Here is a 24,409-nt window from a genome sequence, read left to right as displayed (position 1 = left end):
CACCGCCAGACGACACGTGGGGTGGGATCTGAGGAGATCCCACCCCACTGCCGTCTGAGTCAGAGCTGTCCGCGCACGACATAACGGGATGGGTCGGGATGGGTCGCGACCAGCGCGCGCACACCCCACCAAATGTCAGGATCCGCCGGAATCCCGCGACACGATCCGGCAAAAGCAGACATCTCGCAACCAGCGCACCGCACACGCCACCACATGTCAGGATCTGCCGGAATCCCGCAACGCGATCCGGCAAAAGCAGACATCTCACGACCAGCGCACCGCACACCCCAACCACATGTCAGGATCTGCCGGAATCCCGCAACGCGATCCGGCAAAAGCAGACATCTCGCGACCAGCGCGCCGCACACCCCACCACATGTCAGGATCTGCCGGAATCCCGCAACGCGATCCGGCAAAAGCAGACATCTCACGACCAGCGCGCCGCACACCCCACCAAATGTCAGGATCCGCCGGAATCCCGCGACACGATCCGGCAAAAGCAGACATCTCACGACCAGCGCGCCGACGTGATCGACCGCCAGGTCGAATAGGACGGGTGGTGTCAGCCGATCGCGCTGGCAATGGCCGCCGTGACGCGCTCGTCACTGGGCGTCACCTGTGGGCTGAACCGCTGCACCACCTCGCCGCCGGCGTCGATGACGAACTTCTCGAAGTTCCACTGGATGTCGCCGGTGCGACCGTCCTGGTCCGCAGCCTGCGTCAGGGTGGCATAGATCGGGTGACGCCCGGCGCCATTCACCTCGATCTTTTCGCTCATCGGGAAGGTCACGCCATACGTAGCGCTGCAGAACTCCTGGATCTCCTCAGCACTGCCGGGCTCCTGCCCGGCGAACTGGTTGCACGGGAGGCCGACGACCGTGAATCCCTTGTCCTCGTAGTCCTTTTGGAGCGTTTCGAGCTCGGCGTACTGCGGCGTGAGACCACACTTGCTGGCCACGTTGACCAGCAGCGCCGGCTTGCCGCCGGTGAGGTCCGCGAGGGTGCCGGGAGTTCCGTCGAGGCGGGCAATCGTGTCGTTGAGGATGCTCATCGGGGCAGCCTATGCCCGCGCGACGAAGACCATTTCGAGCCCGGCTCGATCCGGCGCATCACGTATGTCGATGGTCTCGAGGGCCGCGTCGAGTGATGACTGCACCTCTTCACGGCTCCGGAAGCGCAGCGTCGACTCCGAGACGCGCCGCGCACCGTCGGGCAGCACGAACGTATGCCGGAAGGTCACCAGGGCATGCGCGTCGTCGACCTGCAGCAGATCCAGCCAGGTCTCGACACGGCCGACCCCGCCGATGAAGGTGACCGTGTGCGAATCGGCACGATTCCAGGCGTTCCATGCCGCGCGTGCCGGATCACGGGTCTCGAAGACAAGGTGCCCTCCCGATCGCAGCGCGGAGTGGGCGCCCACAAGCACGGCCCGCCAGTCCTCGTCTGCGAGGAAGACCTGCGCGACGTTCGCGGTCATGGTGACCAGGTCGACCTGCAGCGGCGGCACCGCGGCGAGGTCACCTGCCACCCAGGTGACCTGATCGGCATACGGCTTGGTGCGCGCCAGCTCGACCGATGCGACCGCAGGATCGACGCCGACCACACTCACGCCGCACTGGGCCAGCAGCGTGGCGAATGTCCCTGTGCCGCAGCCGATGTCGAGCACACTGCGGGCGCGCAACTCGGCAACGATTCCGGCATAAGCGAGCAGATCGGAGCGGTCCGGGTCCAGCGCGTCATAGATGGCCGCAAGGTCGGCGTCGGCGTAGATCGGGTCGGCCACAACCGGACGCTACCGACTCTCGGCCCATGGGTGCCACGAGTTATCTCGCCGCGGGCTGGGGTCGGCCGTGATCGATCAGGTGGCGACGCAATTGGAAAAAGTTGGCAAGGTGACCGTGACATCGTCATTGCCGCCGCTGCCGGGCGCTTGGACGGCGAAGGTGAAGGTCAGTGCCACCAAGCCCGTGCTGGTCGCTTGATAGGTGCCGCTGACAGGCACGGCGCTGTAAGGAGTCGTCAGCGGACTGGAGCCGGTTGTGTAGGAGAAGATCGTGGTGCCGCCCATCACCAGCGAACAGGTTTGCGGCTTGCTGGTGTTCGCGTTGTTGCTGCCGTAGTTGAATGTCACGTTGGTGTTGATGGTGTAGGTGACGCCGGCGGTCACGCCGACTGACGTGGTCGTTGTGACGGTGAACGTCTTCCTCGAAGCGGCGTCCTGCACTTCGCTGAACGAGTACGGCGCCGTGCTGGTCCAGCCGTAACCGCCGGTCGTCGTGCTCCCGGGTGAGCCTGACGTCGTCATCGTCCAGCCGGTCGGGGTCGGCACCGCCGGGCACGGAACCGGCGACGCTGCGAACACCGGCGCCTGAGAGCTCAGGACGAGGACCGGCGCAGCCCACGCCGCGCCCTTGGCGAGCGTCCTTCGATTCACCGAGCCACCGCTCACATCCACTCCTGGCACCCTTTCGGCCCCCGGACCGAGATGGTGGCAACTGTCGCGCCGACCCCCGCCCCTGACTCCACCTTTGTCCCGTCACGCCCGCGAAGCCGACTTTCCGACCGTCCTGAACGCGTGTATGGATCAACTGTACAGCTCAAGCCGCCCCACATGGAACGCGCCGACCACCGCGAGGTCGTGCACTACCATCCGTCGGTATGACGGCTGACGCTCCGACGGTGCTCGCGACCTCCGGCGGGATACGGTCCGGGCGGCATACGTACTTCGAATTCTCCGAATTGACCCAATTCGCAGTGGAACTCGCGGGCGTCACCGGACGCACACCGCGCATCTGCACGATCTCCACCGCCCTCGGCGACAACCCGCACGTCCTGCACTCGCTGGCGGAGGCCGCGCGGGTCGCCGGGTACGAGCACTCGCATCTGCAGTTGTTTCCGATGCCGAATGTGCCGGACATCGCCGGCCAGCTGCTGAGCCAGGACGTCATCTGGGTGATGGGCGGCTCAGTCGCCAACCTCCTTGCCGTATGGCGCGTGCACGGCGTCGACACGGTCATGCGCGAGGCGTGGCAGGCAGGTGTCGTGCTCACCGGCGTGAGCGCTGGATCACTGTGCTGGCACGTCGGCGGCACCACTGATTCCTACGGACCGGATCTGCGACCGGTCACCAACGGGCTCGGCCTGTTGCCCTACGGCAACGGCGTGCACTACGACGGCGAAGCCCAGCGCAGACCGCTGCTGCAACGCCTCGTCGCCGACGGCACGGTGCCGGAGTCCTATTGCTCCGACGATGGCGTCGGGCTGCTCTACCGCGGCACGGCCTTCGTGGAGGCTGTCGCCGAGATCGACGGAGCGAGCGCGTATCACGTTGCGCGCGAAGGCAATTCAGCAGTGGAAACGGTGATCGAGGCTCGGCGCCTGCACTGACGGCCAACCCGCACCGGGCTCGTCGCCGCCGAGGGTGACCTCCCACGAGAGTAATGGTCGGTCGACGACGCAACGGGTGAACCCATCCGGCCGACCGGGCGTGACGAATCACGTCCATGAGCACCCCTTCAATTCCGCGCAACACCCATGTCGGCTGGATCAGGGCAGCCTTGGCCGGATTGCTGTCGGTCTGCATCGGTCTGGCGATCGGCCAACTCGTGGCTTCCTTGCGCAACAAGGCCACATCGCCTGTTCTCGCGGTCGGCGAGGCGGTGATCGACCGCACCCCGACACCGCTGAAGGACTGGGCCATCCAGCACTTCGGTTCCAACGACAAACTCGTGCTGCTCAGTTCGGTCACACTCGGGGTGCTGATTCTCGCAATCGTCGCCGGGCTGCTGGCCCGCCGAATGCTGTTGCTGGGAGCGGCCTTACTGGTGGTGATGCTGGTTGTCGCCGGATACGCCGTGCTGAGCCGGCCCTACGGATCCGTCGGCCAACTGCTGCCGACGGTCGCCGCCGGAGTGGTGGGCGTGATCGCGTTGGTCGTGCTCATGGCGCTGGCCGGCGACGCCACCGCGGCGGGGCTGCTGCAGAAGGTTCGTGCGCTCCTGCCGAATGCGAGCAAGAACGACGGTGAAGGCGTTCGCGCCAGCCGTCGTTCATTCATCATCGGCTCGACGACGACCGCCGTGCTCGCGGCGATCGGCGCCTACAGCGCACAGCGCATCAACGACGCGAAGTCCGCGCTGGGCATCAAGCTGCCGGCCGCCAGGACACCCGCCCCCGCCATACCTGTCGGACTCGACACGAAGGTGCCGGGCATCACGCCGCTGCGGACCCCGAACGGCTCGTTCTACCGTGTCGACACCGAGCTGTCGACACCGACCCTCGACGCCGACTCGTGGGAGCTGCACATCGACGGCGATGTCGAAAACCCCTACAAAATAAGCTATTCCGACCTCATCGACATGGGTCTGGAAGAGCAGAACATCACCATCACCTGCGTGAGCAATCCGGTCGGCGGCCCGTATGCCGGAGGCGCCACCTGGCGAGGCGTATCAACCGCGAAACTGTTGGCAAAGGCGAAGGTTCGCAACCCCGAGCGGCCGGACCTGCAGGTGCTGAGCACCTCGTTCGACGGCTTCACCATCTCCACTCCGCTCGGCGCACTCACCGACAACCGTGGAGCGCTGCTCGCTGTCGGCATGAACGGCGAACCGCTACCACGCGCACACGGCTTCCCAGCGCGCCTGGTCACTCCGGGCCTGTACGGCATGTGCGGCTGCACCAAGTGGATCACCCGCATGACAGTGACCACCTTCGCGGACAAAAAGGCGTACTGGACCCAACGCGGGTGGGGCACTGCAGTGAAGATCAAGCCGACTGCACGCATCGACGTACCCGGCTCTCTCGCAACGGTTCCCGCCGGCAAGGTCACTGCCGGGGGAATCGCCTGGGCGCAGGGAGAAGGCGTCGTCAAGGTGCAGATCAGCCTCGACAACGGCCCGTGGACCGACGCGATGATGGGGCCCGACGTCAACGTCGACTACTGGCGGCAATGGGCCTACGTCATACCGAACGTGAAGTCCGGCCAGCACACCCTGCAGGCACGCGTCATCTACGGCGACAACCAACAGCAGAGCACGACCAGCGCGCCGGTGTTTCCCGACGGTTCCAGCGGCATCGAGCAGCGCGTTTTCCTCGTCAGCTGAAAAAACTTCCGCTGGCACCCATCCGGGTCCATCACCAGTCCGAATCACCTGTGTTCCTGCACCAAACAGAACACACGCACTCAAGGAGAACGAAAAATGAAGACTCGCCTCGCCCTCTCGGTCGCCTCGGTCGGCGTGATCGCAGCATCCCTCACCGCCTGCGGCAGCTCGGGCTCCAGCGGCTCCTCGGCCTCCAGCAGCTCGCCGATGTCGAGCACGTCGATGAGTTCGCCGATGTCCTCGAGTTCGCCGATGTCCAGCGCGCCGATGAGTTCTGGCGCCGCCGATGCTTCGGCGCCCTTCGGCTCCGGCTGCTCGGCCGTTCCGGCCTCCGGGAAGGGCTCGTTCAACGGAATGGAGCAGGACCCGGTCGCCACCGCAGCTTCCAACAACCCGGTCCTGTCGACGTTGGTGACCGCCGTCAAGAAGGCCGGTCTGGTCGACACCCTCAACAGCGCCCCGGCCCTGACCGTCTTCGCTCCGGCCAACTCGGCCTTTGCCAAGATCCCGGCCTCGCAGCTGAACGCCGTGCTCGCCAACAAGGCCGAACTGACCAAGCTGCTCACCGGTCACGTGGTCTCCGGACGGCTGACCCCGGCCGAGTTGGCCGGCAGCCACAAGTCACTCGCCGGCACCACCATCACCGTGACCGGCTCCGGTTCCGACTTCATGGTCGACGGAATGGCGAGCGTGATCTGCGGCAACGTGCAGACCTCGAACGCGACCGTCTACATCATCGACTCGGTGCTGATGGCCAAGTGATCTGACGTGTCGGCGGTGCTCACGCTGTCACCAAGTGGTGCAGCCACACGCAACATGACCCCACAGGCAACAATGGGGCATGTGAGCACCGCCGACACGCTTCCGATGGCCGACCTGCTGGTCCAGGTCGGCCATGGCAGCCAGTCCGCGTTCACCCAGCTGTATGACGCCACGAGCGCCCGGGTGCACGGACTGGTCTGCCGCATCGTGGTCGACCGCGCGATCGCCGAAGAAGTCACGCAGGAGGTCTTCCTCGAGGTATGGCGCACCGGCCCCGCGTTCGATCCCATGCGCGGGTCGGCGCTGTCGTGGCTGTTCACCATTGCCCACCGCAGAGCGGTGGACCGCGTTCGCTCGGTGAGTGCGGCACATCGACGGGACGAGGCCTACGAAGCTGCGCAGACCGCTCCCGAGTACGACACCACCGCAGCCGAGGTCGACGATCGGTTGCGCGCCGAGCGAGTGCGCGCCGCCGTAAGCACGCTCTCCGACATACAACGCGAGGCGGTCGAACTGGCCTACTTCGGTGGGCTTTCACACGTCGAGGTCGCCGACCGGCTCGGAATCGCCCTCGGCACAGCTAAATCCAGAATCAGAGACGGACTCATGAAGATGCGACGCGAGTTAGGAGGAGAGCGATGAACGACGCACACATCGACGCAGTGGACTACGTCATGGACGGTTTGAGCAAGGCCGATCACCTCGCCGCCACCGAGCACCTGGCAACCTGCGCCGAATGTCGTGAGGACGTCGCGGCCTTCGCCGAGATCGGGGCGACGCTCGCCGGCACCGCTCCTCCTGTCGCCCCGCCACCTTCGCTGCGCGCGAACCTGTTGGCCCAGATCGCAGTCACGTCTCAAGACGCCGCTCCAGCGTCGGTCGCATCGTCGGGCAAGTCATCCGACGCACCCATCGACGAGTTGGCCCGGCGACGCGCCGGCAAGGTCCCTCGCCGATGGCGTGTTCTGACGGCCGCTGCGGCTGCGGTGGTGCTTCTCGTGGGTGGTGGCGCGGTCGTGCGACAGGTCAGCGGGCACTCGCATCAGACGACCGCCAGCGCCGTGCAACAGGTCGAGAATGCCTCGGACAAGCAGGTGCTCTCCGCCAAAGCCCGCTCCGGCACCATGATTCTCACGGCCTCGAGCAAGCTGGGTAAGGCCTTGATCACCCTTGAAGGCGTTTCGGCAGCCCCCCGCGGTTGGGTATACCAGGCATGGATGCTGACGTCCGACGGTCCCGTCAGCGCCGGGTTCGTGACCCCGGGCCACGAGACGCTGATGAAGGGAAAGCTTGCGACGAGCCACGGAGCCGCGATCACGATGGAGCCTGCGGGCGGTTCTGTCCGGCCCACCACAGCACCCATTGCGACTGTGATGTTGAGCTGAACACAGGACCCATCCGTTCGGTCGGCGGCGACGAACTCCTTTCGGCATAACGAGTTACCAGCGAAGGGATCGCGAAGGTGCAGTTCGAACGGGTCGCCGTGATCGGCAGTGGCGTCGCCGGGTTGGTCGCCGCACACGTCCTTGCGCGTAGCGCCGCCGTCACGGTCTTCGAGGCCGCCGGCCGCCCGGGCGGTCATGCGCACACCCACGACGTCATCCAGGTCGATGGCAACAAGGTCGCGATCGATTCCGGATTCATCGTGCACAACGACCGGACGTACCCGACGCTGCAGCGACTGTTTCGGGAGTTGCACATCCCGACCCAGCCGACCGACATGAGTATGTCGGTGCGCTCCGAGCGCACCGGGTGGCAGTATGCCGGCGGTCAGGGGGCCGCCGGCATCTTCGCGGATCCACGCACCAGCGTCCGGCCGCAGTTCGTCAAGATGTTGCTGCAGGTCCGCCGGTTCCACCGCGAAGCGACTGCTCTGCTCGACAGCGCCGACGACGGCACGCTGACCAGCATCGGGGACTGGCTCGACGACCGCGGCTTCTCCGCCGACTTCCTCGAGCACTTCGCGCGGCCTCTGGTGGCCGCCGTCTGGTCCTGCGATCCGCGTGATGCGATGGGTTATCCCGCACGCAGCCTGCTGACCTTCCTGCAGCACCACGGGATGCTCACTGTCACCGGTTCACCGACGTGGCGCACGGTGACAGGCGGTTCGCGCACGTATGTCGAAGCCGTTCTCGCAGCGCCCGCGATCCATCTGCACTGCAACGCGGCTGTTCGCAGCGTGCGGACGTTCACCGACCGCGTCGCTGTGGCGACCGATGACGACACTGCCGAATTCGACGCCGTGGTCATCGCGACACACCCCTCCGTAGCGCTCGGCATGCTCGCCGAGCCATCCGCAACTGCCACCGAAATCCTCGGAAGCATGCGGTATTCCGCCAACGAGGCACAGTTGCACACGGACACGACGGTGCTGCCGAGCGCGGTGCGGGCGCGCGCCTCGTGGAACTACCTGCTGCCGCAGACCCAGCAGGACAGCGTCCTGGTGAGCTATGACCTGACCCGGTTGATGCGCCTGCCCGACCCGCAGGGGCAGCGGTTCCTGGTGACGCTCGGCGGGCGCCACCGCGTCGACCAGTCTCAGGTGGTCGCCACGATGAACTATGAACACCCTTTGTATGACGCGCCGTTCATTGCCGCGCAGCGCCGCCTGTCCGAGCTCAACCAGCCAAGGCTCGCCTTTGCGGGCGCCTACCACGGCTGGGGTTTCCATGAGGACGGCGCACTGTCGGGGCTGAAGGCGGCCCAGGCGCTCGGCGGCGCGTGGTGAAGGCCGACGGCTACCTAGCGAGAGTGCGGCACACTCGCACCTCGCCGCTGCGCAACGACTTCACGTATCACTCGTGCGCGTGGCTGGTCGACTTGTCAACCGATCAGGCTGGCGGCAAACGCCTTTGGTGGCGAACGCCATTCGTGCGATTCCGCGCCAAGGACCACCTGGGCGATCCGACGAAGACGTGGCGACAGAATGTCATCGACTTCGCGGCGGGCGAAGGTGTCGATCTTTCCGGCGCCGGCATCCAGGTGCTCACCGGCGCATGCACCTCCGGTTACGCCTTCGACCCGCTCTCGGTCTACTGGTGCGCTCCTGCAGGCGAACCGCCGGTCGTGATCGCCGAGGTGCGCAACACCTACGGCGGGCGGCACTGTTACCTGCTCCGGACCGATCGGCGCGATGTCGCCACCACCGAAAAGCAGTTCTACGTCTCGCCGTTCAACGACGTCAGTGGCTCCTACACCCTCGTGCTCGCACCGCCGCAGCGCGACGGCTTCGATGTGACGATCACCCTGCATCGTGACGGCGAGCGGCCGTTCGTTGCCAGATGGCAGGGGCACAGACCACGAACTCCCCTGGAACGACTACGTTTCGGAATTCATGCTCCCGTCGCTGCGCAACTCGTCACAGCCCGCATCCATTGGCAGGGCGTGCGCCTGTGGGCCCGCCGCCTTCCAGTGCAACCCCGTCCTTCATCAGACCCTCAGGAGGCGTGATGACCACCGCAACCCCACAACCACGGCTCACCATCGACCCGGTTCGCTGGCCAGATGTCGCTCACGTGCCGCACGGCGCCCGGGCACGGATCGGCAGCATCGTCGCCGGCCGAATCTTCCGGTATGCCGTGTCCCGAATGTCGATCCGCGTCATGATGCCCGACGGCAGCATCCTCGGTGCCGGGAACAGTGACGAAGCTCCACTGATGCGCGTACATTCGCCCGAGTCGCTGCTGCGTCGCATCGGCACCGACGGCCTCATCGGCTTCGGTGAGGCTTACCAAGCGGGTGACTGGGACTGCGATGACCTAGCGGCACTCATCACCGAATTCGCCACCCATGTCGAAGAACTCGTGCCCCGCCCCCTGCGCAGACTGCGCGCGACCTACGGCAGCGCCGCACCGCGCAGTGACCGCCCGCAGCCGGAGAACTCCCGCACCAACGTCGAGCGTCACTACGACCTTTCCAACGACATGTTCTCGACCTTCCTCGACCCCACCATGACCTACTCGTCGGCGTTGTATGCCGACGACGACGAGTCACTGGTCAGCGCCCAGGAGCGCAAGATCGATCGTCTGCTCTATCAGGCGGAGGCCAGCGCCGGCACTTCGGTCCTCGAAATCGGTTCTGGCTGGGGCAGTTTGGCACTTCGCGCTGCACGGCGTGGCGCCACCGTCGACAGCGTCACCCTGTCTTCACAGCAGGAAAAGTGGGCGAACAAACTGCTGGCGCACGAAGGTGTCGCCGACAAGGCTCGCGTGCGGATTTGCGACTACCGCGACGTCGACGGCAGGTATGACGCCGTGGTCTCCGTGGAGATGATCGAGGCCGTCGGGCTCGAGTTCCTCGACGCCTACTTCGAGCGCATCGCACGATCACTGAAGTCCGGCGGGCGCGCCGCCATACAGGCCATCACCATGTCGCACCACCGCGTCCAGGCAACCCGCAACGAGTACACCTGGATCCACAAGTACATCTTCCCCGGTGGGGCGCTGCCCTCGATCGAGATGCTGCGCACCAGTGCCGCGCGCGTCGGTCTCGAACTCATCGACGACTTGGCCATGGGCGACAGCTATGCACGCACTCTCGACGCCTGGGCCAACGAATTCGATCGGCATACAACGCAATTGGATCGGCTCGGTTTCGACGAGACCTTCCGCCGGATGTGGCACTTCTACCTGCGCTATTCACAGGGCGGCTTCACGTCCGGCTATCTCAACGTGCATCAACTCACCTTCGTCAACAACGGGATGGCGGCATGACCCAGGACATCGCCGAGCGCCACCGGCCAGTCACGACGGCACCGACATCCGGGGTCGCCGGCGATCTCGCCGACGCGCTCGTCCCCTTCATCGGTGACCTGCCAGTGCATCTGACCGCGTGGGACGGCAGCACCGCCGGTCCGCTCGATGCGCCGCAGGTTCGCCTCAACTCCCCCAACGCGCTGCGCCGATTGCTTTGGTATCCGGGCGAACTCGGGGCTGCGCAGGCGTACGTCACCGGTGAGATCGACATCGAGGGGTCGGTGGCGGATGCACTGCGGCACGCGTGGGCGGTTGTCGCCGAACGCGGTCTCACGATGCGGCTGAGTGACCCTCGGGCAGTACTCGGTCTGGTGCAGGTCGCACGACGGCACGGTGCATTCGGCCGCCGTCCGAAGCCGCCGAAGACCCAGATCGCCGTCTCGGGACGGCTGCACTCCAAGGGTCGAGACCGGGAGGTGATTCATCACCACTACGACCTGTCGAACGACTTCTACGAGCTGATCCTCGACGCGAACATGGCGTATTCGAGCGCCTACGTCACTGGTTCGCCATTGGATGGCGTTGAGAATGCTGACTATTCACTCGAACACGCACAGCGCGACAAGCTCGACCTGGTCTGCCGCAAGATCGGCCTGCACGAGCGCCCGGGCATGACCATGCTCGACGTCGGCTGCGGCTGGGGCTCACTGTCGCTGCACGCCGCGCAGCACTATGGCGCCAAGGTCACGGGTGTCACGATCGCCGCCGAGCAAAAGGCGTTCATCGACAAGCGGATTCGCGACCGGGGCCTCGAGGACCTGGTCACCATCGAGTTGTGCGACTACCGCGACGTGCGTGGCACGTATGACGCCGTCGCCTCCCTCGAGATGGGCGAACATGCCGGCGACAAGGGCTACCCCGACTACACCGCCACGTTGTATCGCTCGGCAGCCCCCGGCGCGCGCGTGCTGATCCAGCAGATGAGCAGACGTGGACGGCATCCCGGTGGCGGCCCGTTCATCGAGGCCTTCATCGCGCCCGACATGACAATGCGTCCTGTCGGTGACACGGTCGCATTGCTGGAGGACGCCGGTCTCGAGGTGCGTGATGTGCACGCCATGCGAGAGCACTACGTCTGGACGGTGCGCGGCTGGCAGGCGCGCTTCGACGCACACCGTGACGAGTTGACCGCCCTCGTGGGCGACGAGGTCGTGCGGGTGTGGGAGCTGTATCTCGCGGGCGGCCTGCTCGCGTTCGAACAGGGCCGCATGGGCGTCGACCAGATCCTGTCGGTCCGGCGACCGAGTGCGCCGACCGGCCTGCCGGCCGTGCGTCCACGCGAGTGGAGCGACCCGCGTGACTGATTTCCTGTGGCTCACCGTCGGGTCCGCTGTGGTCCTGGCGGTGCTGCAGGTCGTCACCTTCGCAGTCTCCCGCCGTGTCGGCCGCTGGTCGGTCGTCGATGTGATCTGGGGACCGGGGTTCGCGCTCGTCGCGATCGTGGGACTGTGTTTCGGTTCGGGCGGCATCGGTCGCCGTTCCCTGCTCGCTGTGCTCGTGACGATCTGGGGTTGCCGACTGGGCTGGCACATCTTCCAACGCAGTCGCGGTGGTGCCGACGACGCGCGCTACGTGAAGCTCGCGGAAGGGCGCTCGGTCGCGGCCGTGGCAGTGCGCGTCTTCCTCACACAAGGCGTGCTGCAGTGGTTCATCTCGCTGCCGCTGCAGGTGGTCGCGGTGACGAGTGACCCACACGGGCTCGGCATCATCCTGACCGTCGTCGGAGCAGCAATCGTCGTCGGCGGTCTCATCATCGAGGCGGTCGCCGACCGACAGCTTGCGGCATACAAACGCATGGACCCTCGACCTCAAGTGATGGATCAGGGTCTCTGGGGCTGGTCCCGGCACCCGAACTATTTCGGCGACGCGTGCGTGTGGACCGGCATCTACCTGGTGGCTGTGACCGCGTGGCCGGGCGCGCTGACCGTGCTGTCGTCGGCACTCATGGTGTGGTTGCTGGTCGCCGGGTCGGGCGCCCGGTTGCTCGAACGGCACATGTCACAACGGCCTGGATATTCCGAATACCGTGAACGGACAAGCCTTTTCGTTCCGCTTCCGCCGAAGAAGCGAGCCGCCGAGCAGTCCTGACGTTCCCCGCTCGTGCCCGCGCCTCGCCGGCCATCACCCGCGCCGATGGGGCTCAGCTGTGCTTCACCTGGTCTGGCGTCAGCCGATGGGCCGGTAGGTGGTCGATCAGCACGCTACGGTCGATGCTCAGATCCTGGTCGACGACCACCAGTTCGCCTGAGCCCAGCAGTTGCCAGTCACCGTCGTCGAGCGGTTCGCTCGCGATCACGACGGACGCCGTCTTGCCGAGGTCGGTCGAGTGGACGCGGGAGGTCGAGCTGCGGTGATCCAGTGCTGGTTCGGCTGCCTGACGACGGTCGCTGACATAGAGCGTGTGCGTGTCGGGGTAGCGCACGGCATACAGCTGCGTCGGGGTCGTCAGCACGATGTTGACGGCGAACACCGGCACGTTGGTTGCGAGCCACTCGAATGCGCTCGCGAGACCGGCCCGTACGTCGCTGTCGGCCCGCTGCGTCTCTCGCGTGATGAGAGCGAAGATGCGCTCCGAGTCGGTGTCACCGTGCACCCGTGCCAGGTCGTCACCGAGCTCCTTCTCGAGAACGTCCAAGCCGCCGATCGCGCCGTTGTGCGCGAAGATGCGCCGATCCATCTCGAACGGATGGGTGTTCGCGTCGGTGTGCCGACCGGTCGTCGCGATGCGCACGTGTGCGACGAAGGTCGTGGACTCCAGTTCTTTTGCCTCCGTGGCGAATTCGGCGTCCTCGAAAGCCGCCAGCGGCTGCTTGTCGACGTGCGGTCGACCGTCGGCGTCGAAGGTCCCGATGCCGGTGCCGTCGGGATTGCGGTGCGACTGCGCGTCGAGCGAGTCCGGCGCATCGAGCAACCAGAAGGTCGCATGGGCGCGCCGACGACCGGCGTGGAGTCCGAACAAGCGGCACATGCCGTCTCACTTTCGAGGTTGTTGCAACTGTCAGTCGCGCTGGTCCGGCTCGTCGAGACTGAGGCGCAGGTCACGGTCGCCATACTTGTCGACCAGGAACCGGTGATTGACCACTGCCTGGACTTGACCCGAAACGCCCACTGCTGCAACTGCTTTGCGCACGGCGTTGAGCAAGACCTCGAGCTCGTCGATGAGCAACTGAGTGCCGGTGCGACCGTCTTGCAGTGGCACGGTGTCGGCGGTGCCCGGCGGCAGATCGAGGTAGGACCGCACCGATGCCGGCGCGTGTTCGTCGCGGATGCGCTCGACCTCGAAGGCCTCCAGGCCGGTGATGCCGTGGGCAGCGATGTACTGCACCGCCTGGGTGGCTTCGGTGTCGATCTGGACGACGAGGGTGCGCGCCTCGTCAGGGATTCGCGACTGCCGAGCCAGCCGCTCCAACGGCGTCATCGGACCCTGAGTCATCAACTCCGAGAACGGTTTCGGCACCGACGGCCCGTACTCCGGAGGCGGCGGCATGAGGTTGCGCTCACGCCGCCCGCGACCGAAGACCATCAGACGTTCAGCGACATGATCATCGTGGGCTCCGGCAGCCCGCTCTCCGGGGAGCTGACCACGCCGGTGCCGACAGCGAGGAACTCCGAGGCATGCTCGCCCCACACATGGGCGTTCACCCCGGTGGTGACCCCGACGATGCCGTCGGCACCGAATTTGTTGGCTTCGTCCTCCATCCGAGTCATCGCCAATTCCCTTGCGGTGTATGCCGCTTCGGTGAACTGCGGCATCTCCATGTTCTGGCCCGCCATCTTCAAAGTCTGCCGAAGTCCTTGGTGCGCAACGTGATAGACGCAGGCTCCGAAGACGAACGCCCGCGGGAAGTGCCCTGCACGCACGAGGGTGTAGAAATCCTGGCCCGACAAGTCACTCGTGAACGGGCCGCCGTCACGCAGCTTGTACGCCGGATTGGGCTGCCGCGCACGTATGGCGGTGCCTTCCGCCATGAACTCCAATTCGCCCTGCTGCCAGGCATATCGCTGGATCCGCAGGTTCACACCGACGACTCCGTCTGCGCCGAGGGCGTGGGCTTCACTGCGCATCCGCTCGATCGCCAGCGAGCGGGCGTGGAACATCGCCGCCGAGAGGACCTCGAGTTCCATCGATCGTCCCCAGTTCTGGAACTGGTAGCCGATGTGGTAGATCGAGGTACCCATCACGTAGCCGAGCGGTTCGAACCCGAGCTTGTGCACGAGGACGAATTCGTTGACCGACAGGTCGGAGGTGAAGGCGCCTTTGTCCTGCTGCTCGCGCTGTGCCAGACGCTGCACTCGTTGCATCGCCGCCGGCGGCAGCTGCGTGCCCGACTCGGCCGGCACCTGTTGACCTTGCGCCTGGACCTGCCCCTGCGGCATCTGCTGCGCGTTGTCCTGCCCCTGATCCCGGCGACCGAATGCCACGTCCCACTCCTTCGATGCGATGGTCTGTCGTTTTCATCTTCCGGGCGAACACTGTGAGCCTGCTGGGCGAGGCCGATGACCTCAGCCCGGAGGAATCCGGCCCTTCAGCTCGCTCGGATCCGACACCGGAGTCGATGCCGTTTCGGCGATGACCGCCTGTGCCTTGGGCACCGAGTCCCAGGTGTTCCACAACAACGCTCCGCGGACCTTTCCGGCGTCGGTCAGGTAGTAGACGACGACCGCGGTCCTGTCGTCATTCCAGTCCTCGAAAGTGACCAGCGCAGTGGAGGTTTCACCGATCGCCTCGTAGCCGTCGTCATACAGGTCGGACCAGAAGAACGGCGTGTGCGTGTAGGCGTCAACCGCGCCGGCCATCGATCGCCCGGCGGCCTCCCCCATCGATTCGGCGGCGTCGGCGTGCTCGACCCGGCGCCGACCCAGCAGAGCGTCCGGATATGACGCGACATCGCCCGCGGCGTAGACGTCGGCTGCGCCGGTGCGCAGCGTCTCGTCGACGACGATGCCGTTGTCGACGCCGATCCCGGCGGCTTCGGCGAGCGCAGTCTCGGGCGTCGCACCGATCCCGACGACAGCCGCGTCGGCGGTGATCTCGGTGCCGTCGGTCAGTTGCAGAGTCACATCGGCGTCCGAGGCCGAGCCGGAGTCGAGGCTGCCGTGCACGATCGTGACACCGTGCGCCTGCAACGCCTCGGTTGCGTGCCGCGCCAGGCTCTCCGGCAGCATGTGCTGCAGGACCAACTCGTCGGGCACGACGAGCGTGACCCGAATGTCGTTCTGTGACAACGCTGCTGCGATCTCGGAGCCGATGTAGCCACCACCCACGACCGCGATATGTGCTCCGGGCTTCGCCAACTCGCGCAGTCGCCGGTAGTCGGCAGCGGTGCGGTAATAAACGACCCGGTCACCGGGCTGTATGCCGCCGACGCGCGGCCGCGAGCCGGTCGCCAGCAGCAGCTTCCCGAAGCCGACGGTCGTGCCGTCGGCCAGCGACAGCTGGTGCTCCGTCGGCGCAACCGACGCGACGGCTGCGCCATACCTCTCGGTGACCGACGTCTCGTCATCGAGCAGTCGCGAGTCGCCGAGCTCCTTGTCCGCCTCCAACCACAGCGTTTTCGACAGATCCGGCCGATAGACCGGCGCATCGGACTCGGCGCCGAAGATCGCGACCGTGCCTGTTTCGTCCAGCGCGCGGATGCCCTTCACTGCAGCTGCGGCGGCGATGCCTGCGCCGACGATGACGTAGTCGTAGGAAAGGTCGGTGCTCTGGTCGTTCATCATTGCCACCTTTGCGCGGGAAGCCGGTTGACCGGACACATCCAGTGCAACACAGTCCACCGGCCGCGAGCGTGGGAACCGTCATCGGCTTTCGAGAGGTTGCGACCCTCAGATCGTCGTGTCCCGATCGCCTGCCAGCAGCAGTTGTGGCACCTGCGAAAAGACCCAGCCGCTCCCGCGCCTTCGAAAGACCCAGACGACGTCGAACCGGTCCCCCGGCCACTTGCTCGGAACAGCCGGTTCGGACCTGCCGAGCGCTTCTGCGATCGCCGGGATGTCCTGGTGTTGCCACGCGACCAAGGTGGCGCCGCGAGAGCTGCGCAGTGCAGCGGCCACCGTCGCAGCACTTTTCTTCGGCCAGGAACTTTCGATGGATATCTGCAGCCGTTCGCTCAACGGCGTGAGCGTCTCGACCGGACGGGCACTGCCGTCGGCAGGATCAGCTGCCACCAGCCGCTCAGGTCGCTGCAGCCCGGCACGTGGCTCGATCGGACCGTTCACGTCGAACGGGTCGAACAGGCCGACCAACGCACCAGCTCGCGACCATCCGGTGACCGTGAGCGACTCGGCATCGACATCACCTTGCGCAGTGACGCCGTATGGCGCGCCTCCACCCTCCGGCTTCTCCGCGTGGCGGACGATCATCACGGTGTCGTCCGCAGCGACCGCACCAGCCGTCTGAAGTGAGGTGCGCCTGTCGCCGGCGGAGCTTGCGCAGGCTGCGAGGCTGCCACTGGCCAGCGTCGCGGTCACAACAGTCAGTACCCCGCGGCGAGACGAGATGATCCGGTGGTCCATTCTCGAATGGTGCGATGGTTGCCTGGGTCCCGACAGGGTGCATCCTGCAGATCACGCCGATGTGGCGCATGAACGACCGTGACCCGTACAGCCTGCAGATCCTGGAGCGCACCATGACCGATCTCGTCCAGCTCACTGTCGACACCAGCCGAGGCACGGTGCAGGGGATCGTCGAGGGTGATGCCGTCAGCTTCCGCGGTATCCCGTATGCCGCGCCGCCGGTGGGTGCACTGCGTTTCGCCCCGCCGCAACCGCATCCGGGGTGGAGTGGAGTGCGCGACGCGGTCCTGGCCGGTCCGTCGGTGCCCCAGTCAGCATCTCGGCTGGAGCACATCCAGGGCGCCCGAACTCCTGACTGGGACGAAGCTGGTTGCCTCACCGTCAATGTGTTCACTCCGCTGGCGGCGGTGGGCGAGCCCGGGTCGGCCCGCCCCGTGCTGATCTGGTGGCATGGCGGTGGGTTCACCAGTGGCAGCGGTGGTTGGGATTGGTATGACGGGAGGCGCCTTGCCGAACTCTGCGACATCGTCGTGGTGACGGCGAACTATCGCGTCGGACCTCTTGGCTACCTTTACCTGCCACAGATCGGTGCAGCCAACCTCGGCCCGCAGGACCAGGGAGCCGTGGTGCGCTGGACCCTGGAAAATGTCGCCTCGTTCGGTGGTGACCCCGGCGTCGTCACGGTCGGCGGCCAGTCCGCAGGCGCGTACTCCGCGCTGCTGCTCGGGCTGGACCCGACGACAGGACCATCGGTGTCGCGACTGCTGCTGCAGAGCGGCCCGTTCGGTCTTGAACCGCAGGATCCGCAACATGCCGCCGAGCACGCCGAGGCATACCTCCGTCTGCTGGGCATCGCCACCGGATCCGACTACGGGAAGGCGTTGCGCGACATACCTGCTCAGCAGTTGCTCGACGCTTACGGTCAACTCGCTCGGCAGGTGTCGGTGCCGGGCAACGCAGCACCGCCGATGTATCCCGTGCTCGGCGCGGCCGGGGTGCCACGCGCGCCCCATGAAGCGGTGCCCGCCGGCGGAATCGACGGCAAGCCACTGATGATCGGCACCACTCACGATGAGTCCACGGCGTTCTTCGCGTTCGATCCGCGCATCCAGCAGCTCACCATTGAGGCCGCGCTCGGCCTGCTCACCGCCGCGGTCGGCGAGCCGTCCGCCCGTGCCACTTACGAGCGGCATGCAGCGCGCCTATCTGGCCGGACGCCGGCGCAGATCTTCACGGCCGTGCAGACGGACGCGCTTTTCAGGGACGACTCAGTGGCGATCGCCGACCACCATGCAGACGGTGGCAGCACGACCTACGTCTACCAGTTCGACTATGCGCCGGCCGATGACCCGCACGCTCTGGGCGCCACACACTGCGTCGAGCTGCCGTTCTTGTTCAACACCTTCGATGCGTTTTCGTCAAGCGCGTCACTGTCCGGAGTCGGTGCCGCAGAACGCGCCCTCGCCCACGAATTCGCCGGCACTGTAGGGGAATTCGTATCCACGGGAGTTATCGACGGTTGGCAGACGTACGCTCCACCCAACGGCTTCATCCGCCACTTCGGCTGAAGTGGCATGGGGCGACCGGCGCCTCAGCGCACACTGCCTCGGCCGGTTCGAGAGCCCAGTGGCTCCTCGACAGCCGGCAACAGCCCTAGACGTTGAAGCGGAACTCCACCACGTCGCCGTCCTGCATGACGTAGTCCTTGCCCTCCATGCGCGCCTTTCCGGCCGCGCGGGCTTCGGCCACCGAGCGCAGGGCGATGAGATCGTCATACGAGATGATCTCGGCTTTGATGAAGCCCTTCTGGAAGTCGGTGTGGATGACACCCGCCGCCTGCGGCGCCGTCCACCCGCGGTGGATGGTCCAAGCGCGTGTCTCCTTGGGGCCGGCGGTCAGATACGTCTGCAAGCCGAGGGTGTTGAAACCTTTGTGCGCCAACTGATTCAGGCCCGACTCGGTCGCGCCGAAGGACTGCAGCATCTCGAGCGCATCCGCTTCTGACATCTCCGCCAGATCCATCTCGAGCTTGGCATTGAGGAAGATCGCCTCGGCCGGCGCGACGAGCGACTGCAACCGTGCCTGCAGCTCCTCGTCGGACAGCTGGTCCTCGTCAAGGTTGAACACATAGAGGAACGGCTTGCCGGTCAGCAGCCCCAGCTCGCGGATCGGCGCGACATCGAAACCCTTGCTGAACAAGGTGTCGCCGGTTTCGAGCAGCTCCTGCGCGGCCAGGGCGGCGTCATACACGGCCTTGTCGGTCTTCTTGCCCTTGACCTCTTTCTCCAGCCGCGGCACCGCCTTCTCCAGAGTCTGCAGGTCGGCGAGGATCAGCTCGGTGTTGATCGTCTCCATGTCGGACTCCGGCGACACCTTGCCGTCGACGTGCACCACGTCGTCGTCGTTGAAGACCCGGATCACCTGGCAGATCGCGTCCGCCTCGCGGATGTTCGCCAGGAACTTGTTGCCCAGGCCCTCGCCCTCGGAGGCCCCGCGCACGATTCCGGCGATGTCGACGAAGGACACCGTCGCCGGCAGGATCTTCTCGGACTTGAAGATCTCCGCCAGCCCCTGCAGCCGGGCGTCCGGCAACGGCACGACGCCCACGTTGGGCTCGATCGTCGCGAAAGGATAGTTCGCGGCGAGCACGTTGTTCTTGGTCAGGGCGTTGAACATGGTGGACTTGCCGACGTTGGGCAGTCCGACGATTCCGATGGTGAGGGCCACGGGCACAGGAGTCTACGGGCTCCCCCGCCGCCCGCCCTATTCGCTCAACGAGGCCAGCTCCTCCTCGGTCAGCTCGACCTGGCCCGCGGCGGTGTTCTCCTCCAAGTGCCCCACCGATGAGGTGCCCGGAATCAGCAGCAGGTTGTCGCTCTGCGCGAGCAGCCAGGCCAGGCCGATCTGCGACGGGGTGACGTCACGCTGCTGCGCGAGCCCGATGACGCGCGGGTCCTCGGTCACCTTGGGCATGTTCGGGAACGCCGACCCCAGCGGGAAGTACGGCACGTATGCCAAGCCACGCTCTTCGCACAACCGCAACACCGGCTCGTCGTCGCGGTGCAGCAGGTTGAAGGCGTTTTGTACGCACACCGCACCCGCATCGGCGGCCAGCCGCACCTGTGCCTCGGTGACGGTGCTGACGCCGAAGGCCTCAAGCGACCCTTCGTCGACGAGTTCGCGCATGGCGGTCAGCTGGTCCTCGAAAGGCTCTTCGACGTGACCGGGGTGCTCTTCGGCCGACATGACGCGCAGGTTCACCGCCGGAAGTGACTCGACACCAAGGGTTTTCAGATTTTCGTGCACACCGTCCTTGAGCTCCTTCGGCGTCTGCGCCGGCAGCCAGTTGCCCGACCCGTCACGTCGGGCGCCGACCTTGGACACCAGCACCAGATCCGCCGGGTATGGCGCAAGCGCCTCCCGGATCAACTCGTTGGAGACATTCGGGCCGTAGAACTGCGACGTGTCGATGTGGTTGATGCCGAGCTCGATCACCCGTCGCAGCACCGCAATGGCCTGGTCGTGATCCCTCGGCGGGCCGAAGACACCGGGCCCCGGCAGTTGCATGGCGCCGAACCCGATGCGTGAAACGGTGTGTCCGGCCAGCGTGAACGTCGTTGTCGTCATGGCTCCACTCCATCACGCCGCTACGACAACGATCCACTTATCGATGACCTGGCAGCAGACGTTGTTATCCAGGCATCACAACAGCATCGTGTGTCAGGTCAACAGGCCTATCAGCTGCGCACCAGCGCGGGAGCCACGGCATACAGCCCGGTCGCAATACTGTGCGGTCATGCTCGTGCACCTGCGGCTGACCACCCCGCCGGACCTGACCGGTCTGCTCGGCGACCTGTTGAACGACAACGAGGCCGTCACCAACGTCAGTGTCCAGCGCGGCATCGCCACCAAACCGCGCGGCGACGTGCTCGAGGCTGATGTGGCGCGCGAAGCAGCGAGCACCCTGCTGGACGAGATCGAACGCACCGGCCTCGCCGAGCGCGGCGGCATCAACGTGTCGTCACTGACTGCGACGCCCTATCGCGCCGCGTCGATGATCGACCGGCTCGCCATCGGGGAACCGGATGATGCCGTGATCTGGGCGCAGATCGAGGAGCAGGCCGAGGCGGGCGCTCGCTCGACCCTGAGTTATTACCTGTTCCTGATCATCGCCGTCGCGCTGGCCGCCGTCGCGGTCGTGACCGACTCCCCCGTGCTCGTCGTGGGCGCGATGGTGGTGGGCCCGGAGTTCGCAACCGTCGCGTCGCTGTGCACCGCGCTTGTCTTGCGCAACTGGGGCCTGGTCGCTCGCAGCCTGATCCTGTTGGTCACCGCGTTCGCCGTCGCGGTGCTCGTCATCACCGCGCTGGCGCTGATCGGCCGGGCCTTCGGCCAGATCACCGCGGGCGACGTCACGCGACCGCGTCCCGAGACCAGCTTCATCTGGCAGCCGAACATCTGGTCGTTCATCGTGGCGATCCTCGCGGGCGCCGCCGGCGTCCTGGCACTGTCGACGGACAAGGCACAGGCCATGGTCGGGGTCTTCATCTCGGTGACAACGGTGCCGGCGGCGGGCAACTTCGCGCTGGCGCTCGCGGTGTGGGCGCCGCGTGAGATGGGTGGCTCGGCCGCGCAACTGGGCATCAACCTGGTCGGTATGACGATCGCCGGCGCCGTCGTGCTGCTGGTGCAGCGCCGCTGGTGGCATCACCTCAACAGGATCACCGCACACGTCCGCCCGTGACGCGTCAGCCCTGTACTCGATCGGGTATCAACCGGTTTCGCCGTCACGGAGCCGACGAAGGCTGTGCCGTTGTCGGTGGCTCATGATTGGCTCCGGGTCATGGAGTTTTTCGCCTTTGTCGCCGGACTGTTGGTCGGCGCCGCCGTCGTCCTTCTTGCAGCACGTATGACGTATGCCGCGCGACTCGTCGCGGCGAGCACCGAGACGACGCTGCTGCGTGAGCGGGTGGTGGATCTGGAGTCCGCTGTCTCCGACGACCATGAGACCGCATCGGTCCTTGCGCCGCTGAGCGCCGCGCTGCAGCGGGTGGAGCGGCAGGTCTCGACTCTGGAGCGCGACCGCGTCGAGCAGTTCGGCGAACTCGGTGCGCGCCTGCGCGACGTGGGCCGCACCACTGCCGACCTGCATGCGCAGACCGTGCAGCTGACCGGGGCTCTGCGGTCGTCGTCGACGAGTGGTGCCTGGGGCGAGGTGCAACTGCGCCGGGTGCTCGAGCACTCCGGCATGCTGTCGCACTGCGATTTCGACGAACAGGTCACCGCCGTGACGAATCTGGAGCAGCGGGTGCGCCCGGACGTCGTCGTGCGCCTGCCCGGTGACCGTGTGCTGGTGATCGACAGCAAGGCACCGATCCGCAGCTTCCTGGCGGCGCAGGCATCCGACGTCAGGCCGGACGAGCGCGACCGGCTGCTGGACGAGCACGCCACGGCGCTCCTGCGGCACGTGGATTCCCTTGCGGCGAAGGCGTATTGGAGCGCGTTCGAGCGGACACCGGAGATGGTCGTGTGCTTCCTGCCGGCGGACGCGATGCTCGGGGCGGCTTTGCGCCAGGACCCGGCCCTGCTCGATCGCGCGATGCAACGCAAGGTCGTGCTCGCTTCGCCCAGCACGCTTCTTGCCCTGCTGCGGACGACGGCCTACGCGTGGCAGCAGGACAGTCTCGTGCGCGGCGCCCAGGATCTGCTGCGGCTGGGCACGACTCTCTACGAACGACTGACGACGCTGGGCAGGCACACCGCGAAGCTGGGCACGTCGTTGACCAAGTCGGTCGAGGCCTACAACGCGATGGTCGGTGCGCTCGAATCACGCGTGCTGGTGTCTGCCCGGCAGATGCAGGCACTCGGTGTGACCAGTGAGGTGCTGCCCGATCAGCAGCCGGTCGAGGTGGCGACGCGTCCGTTGACCGCGCAAGAACTCATTGATGCGCTCGACGAGCAGGTCGCCCGGCCGATGCTCGACTTCACCGCACCATCGGCAGGTGACGGCGCACCGAAACGCGACCACGGCGCAGCAGCGGGCTGAGAAGCCGCACCTGCGTGGTGTGGCTCACGCATCGTCGATGCCGCGAGCCCACGGGGAGGAGCGCCTTGTCACGGGCAGGCTGCTAGAGGGCTGAGCGTCAATGCAGTGACCCGGCGTCGTGCCGGATCTCCTCCGTCTGGTCGGCGCCGCGGGCCTTGAGGTCACGACGCAACTCGTTCGGCAGCGCGAACAGCAAGCTCTCCTCGGCGGCGGTCACCGTCTCGACATCGGTGAAACCGCGAATTGCCAGGAATTGCAACACATCCCGCACCAGCACCTCAGGCACCGACGCTCCCGAGGTCACCCCGACTGTCGTCACGCCGTCGAGCCATTCGTCGGCGATCTCGTCGGCGTAGTCGACCAGGTGACCGTCGCGCGCGCCGTGCTCGAGCGCAACCTCGACCAGGCGCACCGAGTTCGAGGAGTTGCGGCTGCCGACGACGATCATCAGATCGGTCTGCGCCGCCATCTGCTTGACCGCCAGCTGCCGGTTCTGCGTGGCGTAGCAGATGTCGTCGGAGGGCGGGTCCTGCAACTTGGGGAACCTCTCGCGCAACCGGCGCACGGTCTCCATCGTCTCGTCGACCGACAGCGTGGTCTGCGACAGCCAGACGACCTTGTCCGGATCACGCACCACGACCTCGTCGACATGGTCGGGCGACTGCACCAGGGTGATGTGCTCGGGCGCCTCACCGGAGGTGCCGACAACCTCCTCATGACCCTCGTGCCCGATGAGCAGGATGTCGAAGTCGTCACCGGCAAATCGCTTGGCCTCGCGGTGCACCTTGGTCACCAGCGGGCAGGTCGCGTCGATCGTCTTCAACGACAACGCTTTTGCCTCGTCGTGCACGATCGGAGCGACCCCGTGCGCGGAGAAGATCACGGTGGCACCCTCGGGCACCTCCTGCGTCTCGTCGACGAAGATCGCGCCGCGCTTTTCCAGCGTCGTCACGACATGTTTGTTGTGCACGATCTCCTTGCGCACATAAACCGGGGGGCCATAGAGGTCGAGTGCCTTCTCGACCGTCACGACGGCACGGTCGACCCCGGCGCAATAACCACGCGGCGCAGCGAGCAGCACCCGCTTGCCTTCGGATGCGGTGGCTGTGGTGTCGGCGTCGGGTGTCTCGGCGGCGATCGTCATACCGCCAATGCTAAGCGGGCAACGCATCACCGGCCGATTCCGCCCATGAGCCGTCCCCACTTCCCCCGGCGCACCAGCAGAGGGC

General features: G+C 66.2%; 24 protein-coding genes. 13 read left to right on the top strand and 11 right to left on the bottom strand.

All coding sequences use genetic code 11. The annotated features are described in order from the left end of the window. Positions 1-562: 562 nt before the first annotated feature. From BKA23_RS14895 to BKA23_RS14885, 3 genes are all read right to left on the bottom strand, one after another. The gene (locus BKA23_RS14895; protein ID WP_145229894.1) at positions 563-1,051 is read right to left on the bottom strand and encodes a glutathione peroxidase; all 489 of its coding nucleotides are present in this window, start codon (positions 1,049-1,051) and stop codon (positions 563-565) included. A 9-nt stretch (positions 1,052-1,060) separates the two neighbouring features. Further along, entirely contained in the window at positions 1,061-1,783 is a 723-nt protein-coding gene (locus BKA23_RS14890; protein WP_145229892.1) for a class I SAM-dependent methyltransferase, read from the bottom strand. Between the two features lie 75 nt (positions 1,784-1,858). After that, complete coding sequence (locus tag BKA23_RS14885; protein WP_145229890.1) at positions 1,859-2,434, bottom strand: hypothetical protein; 576 nt, start codon at positions 2,432-2,434, stop codon at positions 1,859-1,861. A gap of 224 nt (positions 2,435-2,658) precedes the next feature. Between BKA23_RS14885 and BKA23_RS14880 the strand changes: the two genes are divergently transcribed. The 10 genes from BKA23_RS14880 (at position 2,659) to BKA23_RS14835 (ending at position 12,706) form a co-directional block, all read left to right on the top strand. Further along, positions 2,659-3,387 (top strand): Type 1 glutamine amidotransferase-like domain-containing protein, encoded by a 729-nt coding sequence (locus tag BKA23_RS14880; protein WP_145229888.1) that lies wholly within the window; start codon positions 2,659-2,661, stop codon positions 3,385-3,387. 116 nt (positions 3,388-3,503) lie between these two features. Beyond that, entirely contained in the window at positions 3,504-5,102 is a 1,599-nt protein-coding gene (locus BKA23_RS14875) for a molybdopterin-dependent oxidoreductase (protein ID WP_145229886.1), read from the top strand. 96 nt (positions 5,103-5,198) lie between these two features. After that, positions 5,199-5,864 carry a fasciclin domain-containing protein gene (locus BKA23_RS14870; RefSeq protein ID WP_145229884.1) on the top strand — a complete coding sequence of 222 codons (666 nt, stop codon included), beginning with the start codon at positions 5,199-5,201 and terminating at the stop codon, positions 5,862-5,864. Positions 5,865-5,936: 72 nt separating this feature from the next. Next, a complete protein-coding gene (gene sigK / locus BKA23_RS14865; protein WP_246104700.1) occupies positions 5,937-6,506 on the top strand; it encodes an ECF RNA polymerase sigma factor SigK in 570 nt (189 codons plus the stop codon). Then, positions 6,503-7,249 (top strand): anti-sigma factor, encoded by a 747-nt coding sequence (locus BKA23_RS14860; protein WP_145229880.1) that lies wholly within the window; start codon positions 6,503-6,505, stop codon positions 7,247-7,249. Before sigK ends, BKA23_RS14860 begins: the two co-directional genes overlap by 4 nt. A 77-nt stretch (positions 7,250-7,326) precedes the next feature. Next, entirely contained in the window at positions 7,327-8,592 is a 1,266-nt protein-coding gene (locus BKA23_RS14855) for an NAD(P)/FAD-dependent oxidoreductase (protein ID WP_246104681.1), read from the top strand. A gap of 23 nt (positions 8,593-8,615) precedes the next feature. Continuing rightward, positions 8,616-9,314, top strand: coding sequence for a DUF1365 domain-containing protein (locus tag BKA23_RS14850; protein WP_246104680.1), 699 nt, complete (start codon positions 8,616-8,618; stop codon positions 9,312-9,314). Next, positions 9,314-10,576, top strand: a complete 1,263-nt coding sequence (locus BKA23_RS14845; RefSeq protein ID WP_145229876.1) for a class I SAM-dependent methyltransferase — start codon at positions 9,314-9,316, stop codon at positions 10,574-10,576. Before BKA23_RS14850 ends, BKA23_RS14845 begins: the two co-directional genes overlap by 1 nt. Beyond that, entirely contained in the window at positions 10,573-11,922 is a 1,350-nt protein-coding gene (locus BKA23_RS14840; RefSeq protein ID WP_145229874.1) for an SAM-dependent methyltransferase, read from the top strand. Before BKA23_RS14845 ends, BKA23_RS14840 begins: the two co-directional genes overlap by 4 nt. After that, on the top strand, positions 11,915-12,706 hold the full coding sequence (locus tag BKA23_RS14835) for a DUF1295 domain-containing protein (protein ID WP_145229872.1): 792 nt from the start codon (positions 11,915-11,917) through the stop codon (positions 12,704-12,706). The genes BKA23_RS14840 and BKA23_RS14835 overlap by 8 nt, the downstream gene beginning before the upstream one ends. A gap of 52 nt (positions 12,707-12,758) precedes the next feature. On the opposite strand, the gene BKA23_RS14830 is transcribed toward BKA23_RS14835, so the two are convergent. The 5 genes from BKA23_RS14830 to BKA23_RS14810 form a co-directional block, all read right to left on the bottom strand. Then, positions 12,759-13,586, bottom strand: coding sequence for a class II glutamine amidotransferase (locus BKA23_RS14830; RefSeq protein WP_145229870.1), 828 nt, complete (start codon positions 13,584-13,586; stop codon positions 12,759-12,761). A gap of 30 nt (positions 13,587-13,616) precedes the next feature. After that, positions 13,617-14,141: a hypothetical protein gene (locus tag BKA23_RS14825; protein ID WP_145229868.1), complete on the bottom strand. Its 525-nt coding sequence runs from the start codon at positions 14,139-14,141 to the stop codon at positions 13,617-13,619. Further along, positions 14,141-15,040 carry a heavy metal-binding domain-containing protein gene (locus BKA23_RS14820; protein ID WP_211841746.1) on the bottom strand — a complete coding sequence of 300 codons (900 nt, stop codon included), beginning with the start codon at positions 15,038-15,040 and terminating at the stop codon, positions 14,141-14,143. Before BKA23_RS14820 ends, BKA23_RS14825 begins: the two co-directional genes overlap by 1 nt. Positions 15,041-15,121: 81 nt before the next feature. Then, positions 15,122-16,336 (bottom strand): NAD(P)/FAD-dependent oxidoreductase, encoded by a 1,215-nt coding sequence (locus BKA23_RS14815; RefSeq protein ID WP_145229866.1) that lies wholly within the window; start codon positions 16,334-16,336, stop codon positions 15,122-15,124. 108 nt (positions 16,337-16,444) lie between these two features. Next, entirely contained in the window at positions 16,445-17,134 is a 690-nt protein-coding gene (locus BKA23_RS14810) for a hypothetical protein (protein WP_211841745.1), read from the bottom strand. A 14-nt stretch (positions 17,135-17,148) separates the two neighbouring features. On the opposite strand from BKA23_RS14810, the gene BKA23_RS14805 reads away from it, so the two are divergent. Then, on the top strand, positions 17,149-18,702 hold the full coding sequence (locus BKA23_RS14805) for a carboxylesterase family protein (RefSeq protein WP_211841744.1): 1,554 nt from the start codon (positions 17,149-17,151) through the stop codon (positions 18,700-18,702). A gap of 85 nt (positions 18,703-18,787) precedes the next feature. On the opposite strand, the gene ychF is transcribed toward BKA23_RS14805, so the two are convergent. Both ychF and BKA23_RS14795 read right to left on the bottom strand, forming a co-directional pair. Beyond that, complete coding sequence (ychF, locus tag BKA23_RS14800; RefSeq protein WP_145229864.1) at positions 18,788-19,861, bottom strand: redox-regulated ATPase YchF; 1,074 nt, start codon at positions 19,859-19,861, stop codon at positions 18,788-18,790. Positions 19,862-19,897: 36 nt separating this feature from the next. Next, a complete protein-coding gene (locus BKA23_RS14795) occupies positions 19,898-20,761 on the bottom strand; it encodes an oxidoreductase (RefSeq protein WP_145229862.1) in 864 nt (287 codons plus the stop codon). Between the two features lie 169 nt (positions 20,762-20,930). Here BKA23_RS14795 and BKA23_RS14790 point away from each other — a divergent pair, with 169 nt between their 5' ends. Both BKA23_RS14790 and BKA23_RS14785 read left to right on the top strand, forming a co-directional pair. Next, positions 20,931-21,878 carry a DUF389 domain-containing protein gene (locus tag BKA23_RS14790; RefSeq protein WP_145229860.1) on the top strand — a complete coding sequence of 316 codons (948 nt, stop codon included), beginning with the start codon at positions 20,931-20,933 and terminating at the stop codon, positions 21,876-21,878. 99 nt (positions 21,879-21,977) lie between these two features. Next, positions 21,978-23,180, top strand: coding sequence for a DNA recombination protein RmuC (locus tag BKA23_RS14785; RefSeq protein ID WP_145229858.1), 1,203 nt, complete (start codon positions 21,978-21,980; stop codon positions 23,178-23,180). 97 nt (positions 23,181-23,277) lie between these two features. Here BKA23_RS14785 and BKA23_RS14780 read toward each other — a convergent pair whose 3' ends face one another. After that, on the bottom strand, positions 23,278-24,324 hold the full coding sequence (locus BKA23_RS14780; RefSeq protein WP_145229856.1) for a 4-hydroxy-3-methylbut-2-enyl diphosphate reductase: 1,047 nt from the start codon (positions 24,322-24,324) through the stop codon (positions 23,278-23,280). Between the last annotated feature and the right edge of the window lie 85 nt (positions 24,325-24,409).

The organism is Rudaeicoccus suwonensis (genome assembly GCF_007829035.1).
Taxonomy (GTDB): domain Bacteria; phylum Actinomycetota; class Actinomycetes; order Actinomycetales; family Dermatophilaceae; genus Rudaeicoccus; species Rudaeicoccus suwonensis.
The sequence above is the reverse complement of the archived record's forward strand: the minus strand, read 5'-3'. Positions and strand labels throughout refer to the sequence as shown.

Coding starts and splice junctions, on each gene's coding strand:
- BKA23_RS14895 (WP_145229894.1), bottom strand. CDS start 1,051: ATGAGCATCCTCAACGACACGATTGCCCGCCTCGACGGAACTCCCGGC.
- BKA23_RS14880 (WP_145229888.1), top strand. CDS start 2,659: ATGACGGCTGACGCTCCGACGGTGCTCGCGACCTCCGGCGGGATACGG.
- BKA23_RS14875 (WP_145229886.1), top strand. CDS start 3,504: ATGAGCACCCCTTCAATTCCGCGCAACACCCATGTCGGCTGGATCAGG.
- BKA23_RS14870 (WP_145229884.1), top strand. CDS start 5,199: ATGAAGACTCGCCTCGCCCTCTCGGTCGCCTCGGTCGGCGTGATCGCA.
- sigK (WP_246104700.1), top strand. CDS start 5,937: ATGGGGCATGTGAGCACCGCCGACACGCTTCCGATGGCCGACCTGCTG.
- BKA23_RS14860 (WP_145229880.1), top strand. CDS start 6,503: ATGAACGACGCACACATCGACGCAGTGGACTACGTCATGGACGGTTTG.
- BKA23_RS14845 (WP_145229876.1), top strand. CDS start 9,314: ATGACCACCGCAACCCCACAACCACGGCTCACCATCGACCCGGTTCGC.
- BKA23_RS14840 (WP_145229874.1), top strand. CDS start 10,573: ATGACCCAGGACATCGCCGAGCGCCACCGGCCAGTCACGACGGCACCG.
- BKA23_RS14830 (WP_145229870.1), bottom strand. CDS start 13,586: ATGTGCCGCTTGTTCGGACTCCACGCCGGTCGTCGGCGCGCCCATGCG.
- BKA23_RS14825 (WP_145229868.1), bottom strand. CDS start 14,141: ATGGTCTTCGGTCGCGGGCGGCGTGAGCGCAACCTCATGCCGCCGCCT.
- BKA23_RS14815 (WP_145229866.1), bottom strand. CDS start 16,336: ATGAACGACCAGAGCACCGACCTTTCCTACGACTACGTCATCGTCGGC.
- BKA23_RS14810 (WP_211841745.1), bottom strand. CDS start 17,134: ATGGACCACCGGATCATCTCGTCTCGCCGCGGGGTACTGACTGTTGTG.
- BKA23_RS14805 (WP_211841744.1), top strand. CDS start 17,149: ATGGTTGCCTGGGTCCCGACAGGGTGCATCCTGCAGATCACGCCGATG.
- BKA23_RS14795 (WP_145229862.1), bottom strand. CDS start 20,761: ATGACGACAACGACGTTCACGCTGGCCGGACACACCGTTTCACGCATC.
- BKA23_RS14790 (WP_145229860.1), top strand. CDS start 20,931: ATGCTCGTGCACCTGCGGCTGACCACCCCGCCGGACCTGACCGGTCTG.
- BKA23_RS14785 (WP_145229858.1), top strand. CDS start 21,978: ATGGAGTTTTTCGCCTTTGTCGCCGGACTGTTGGTCGGCGCCGCCGTC.
- BKA23_RS14780 (WP_145229856.1), bottom strand. CDS start 24,324: ATGACGATCGCCGCCGAGACACCCGACGCCGACACCACAGCCACCGCA.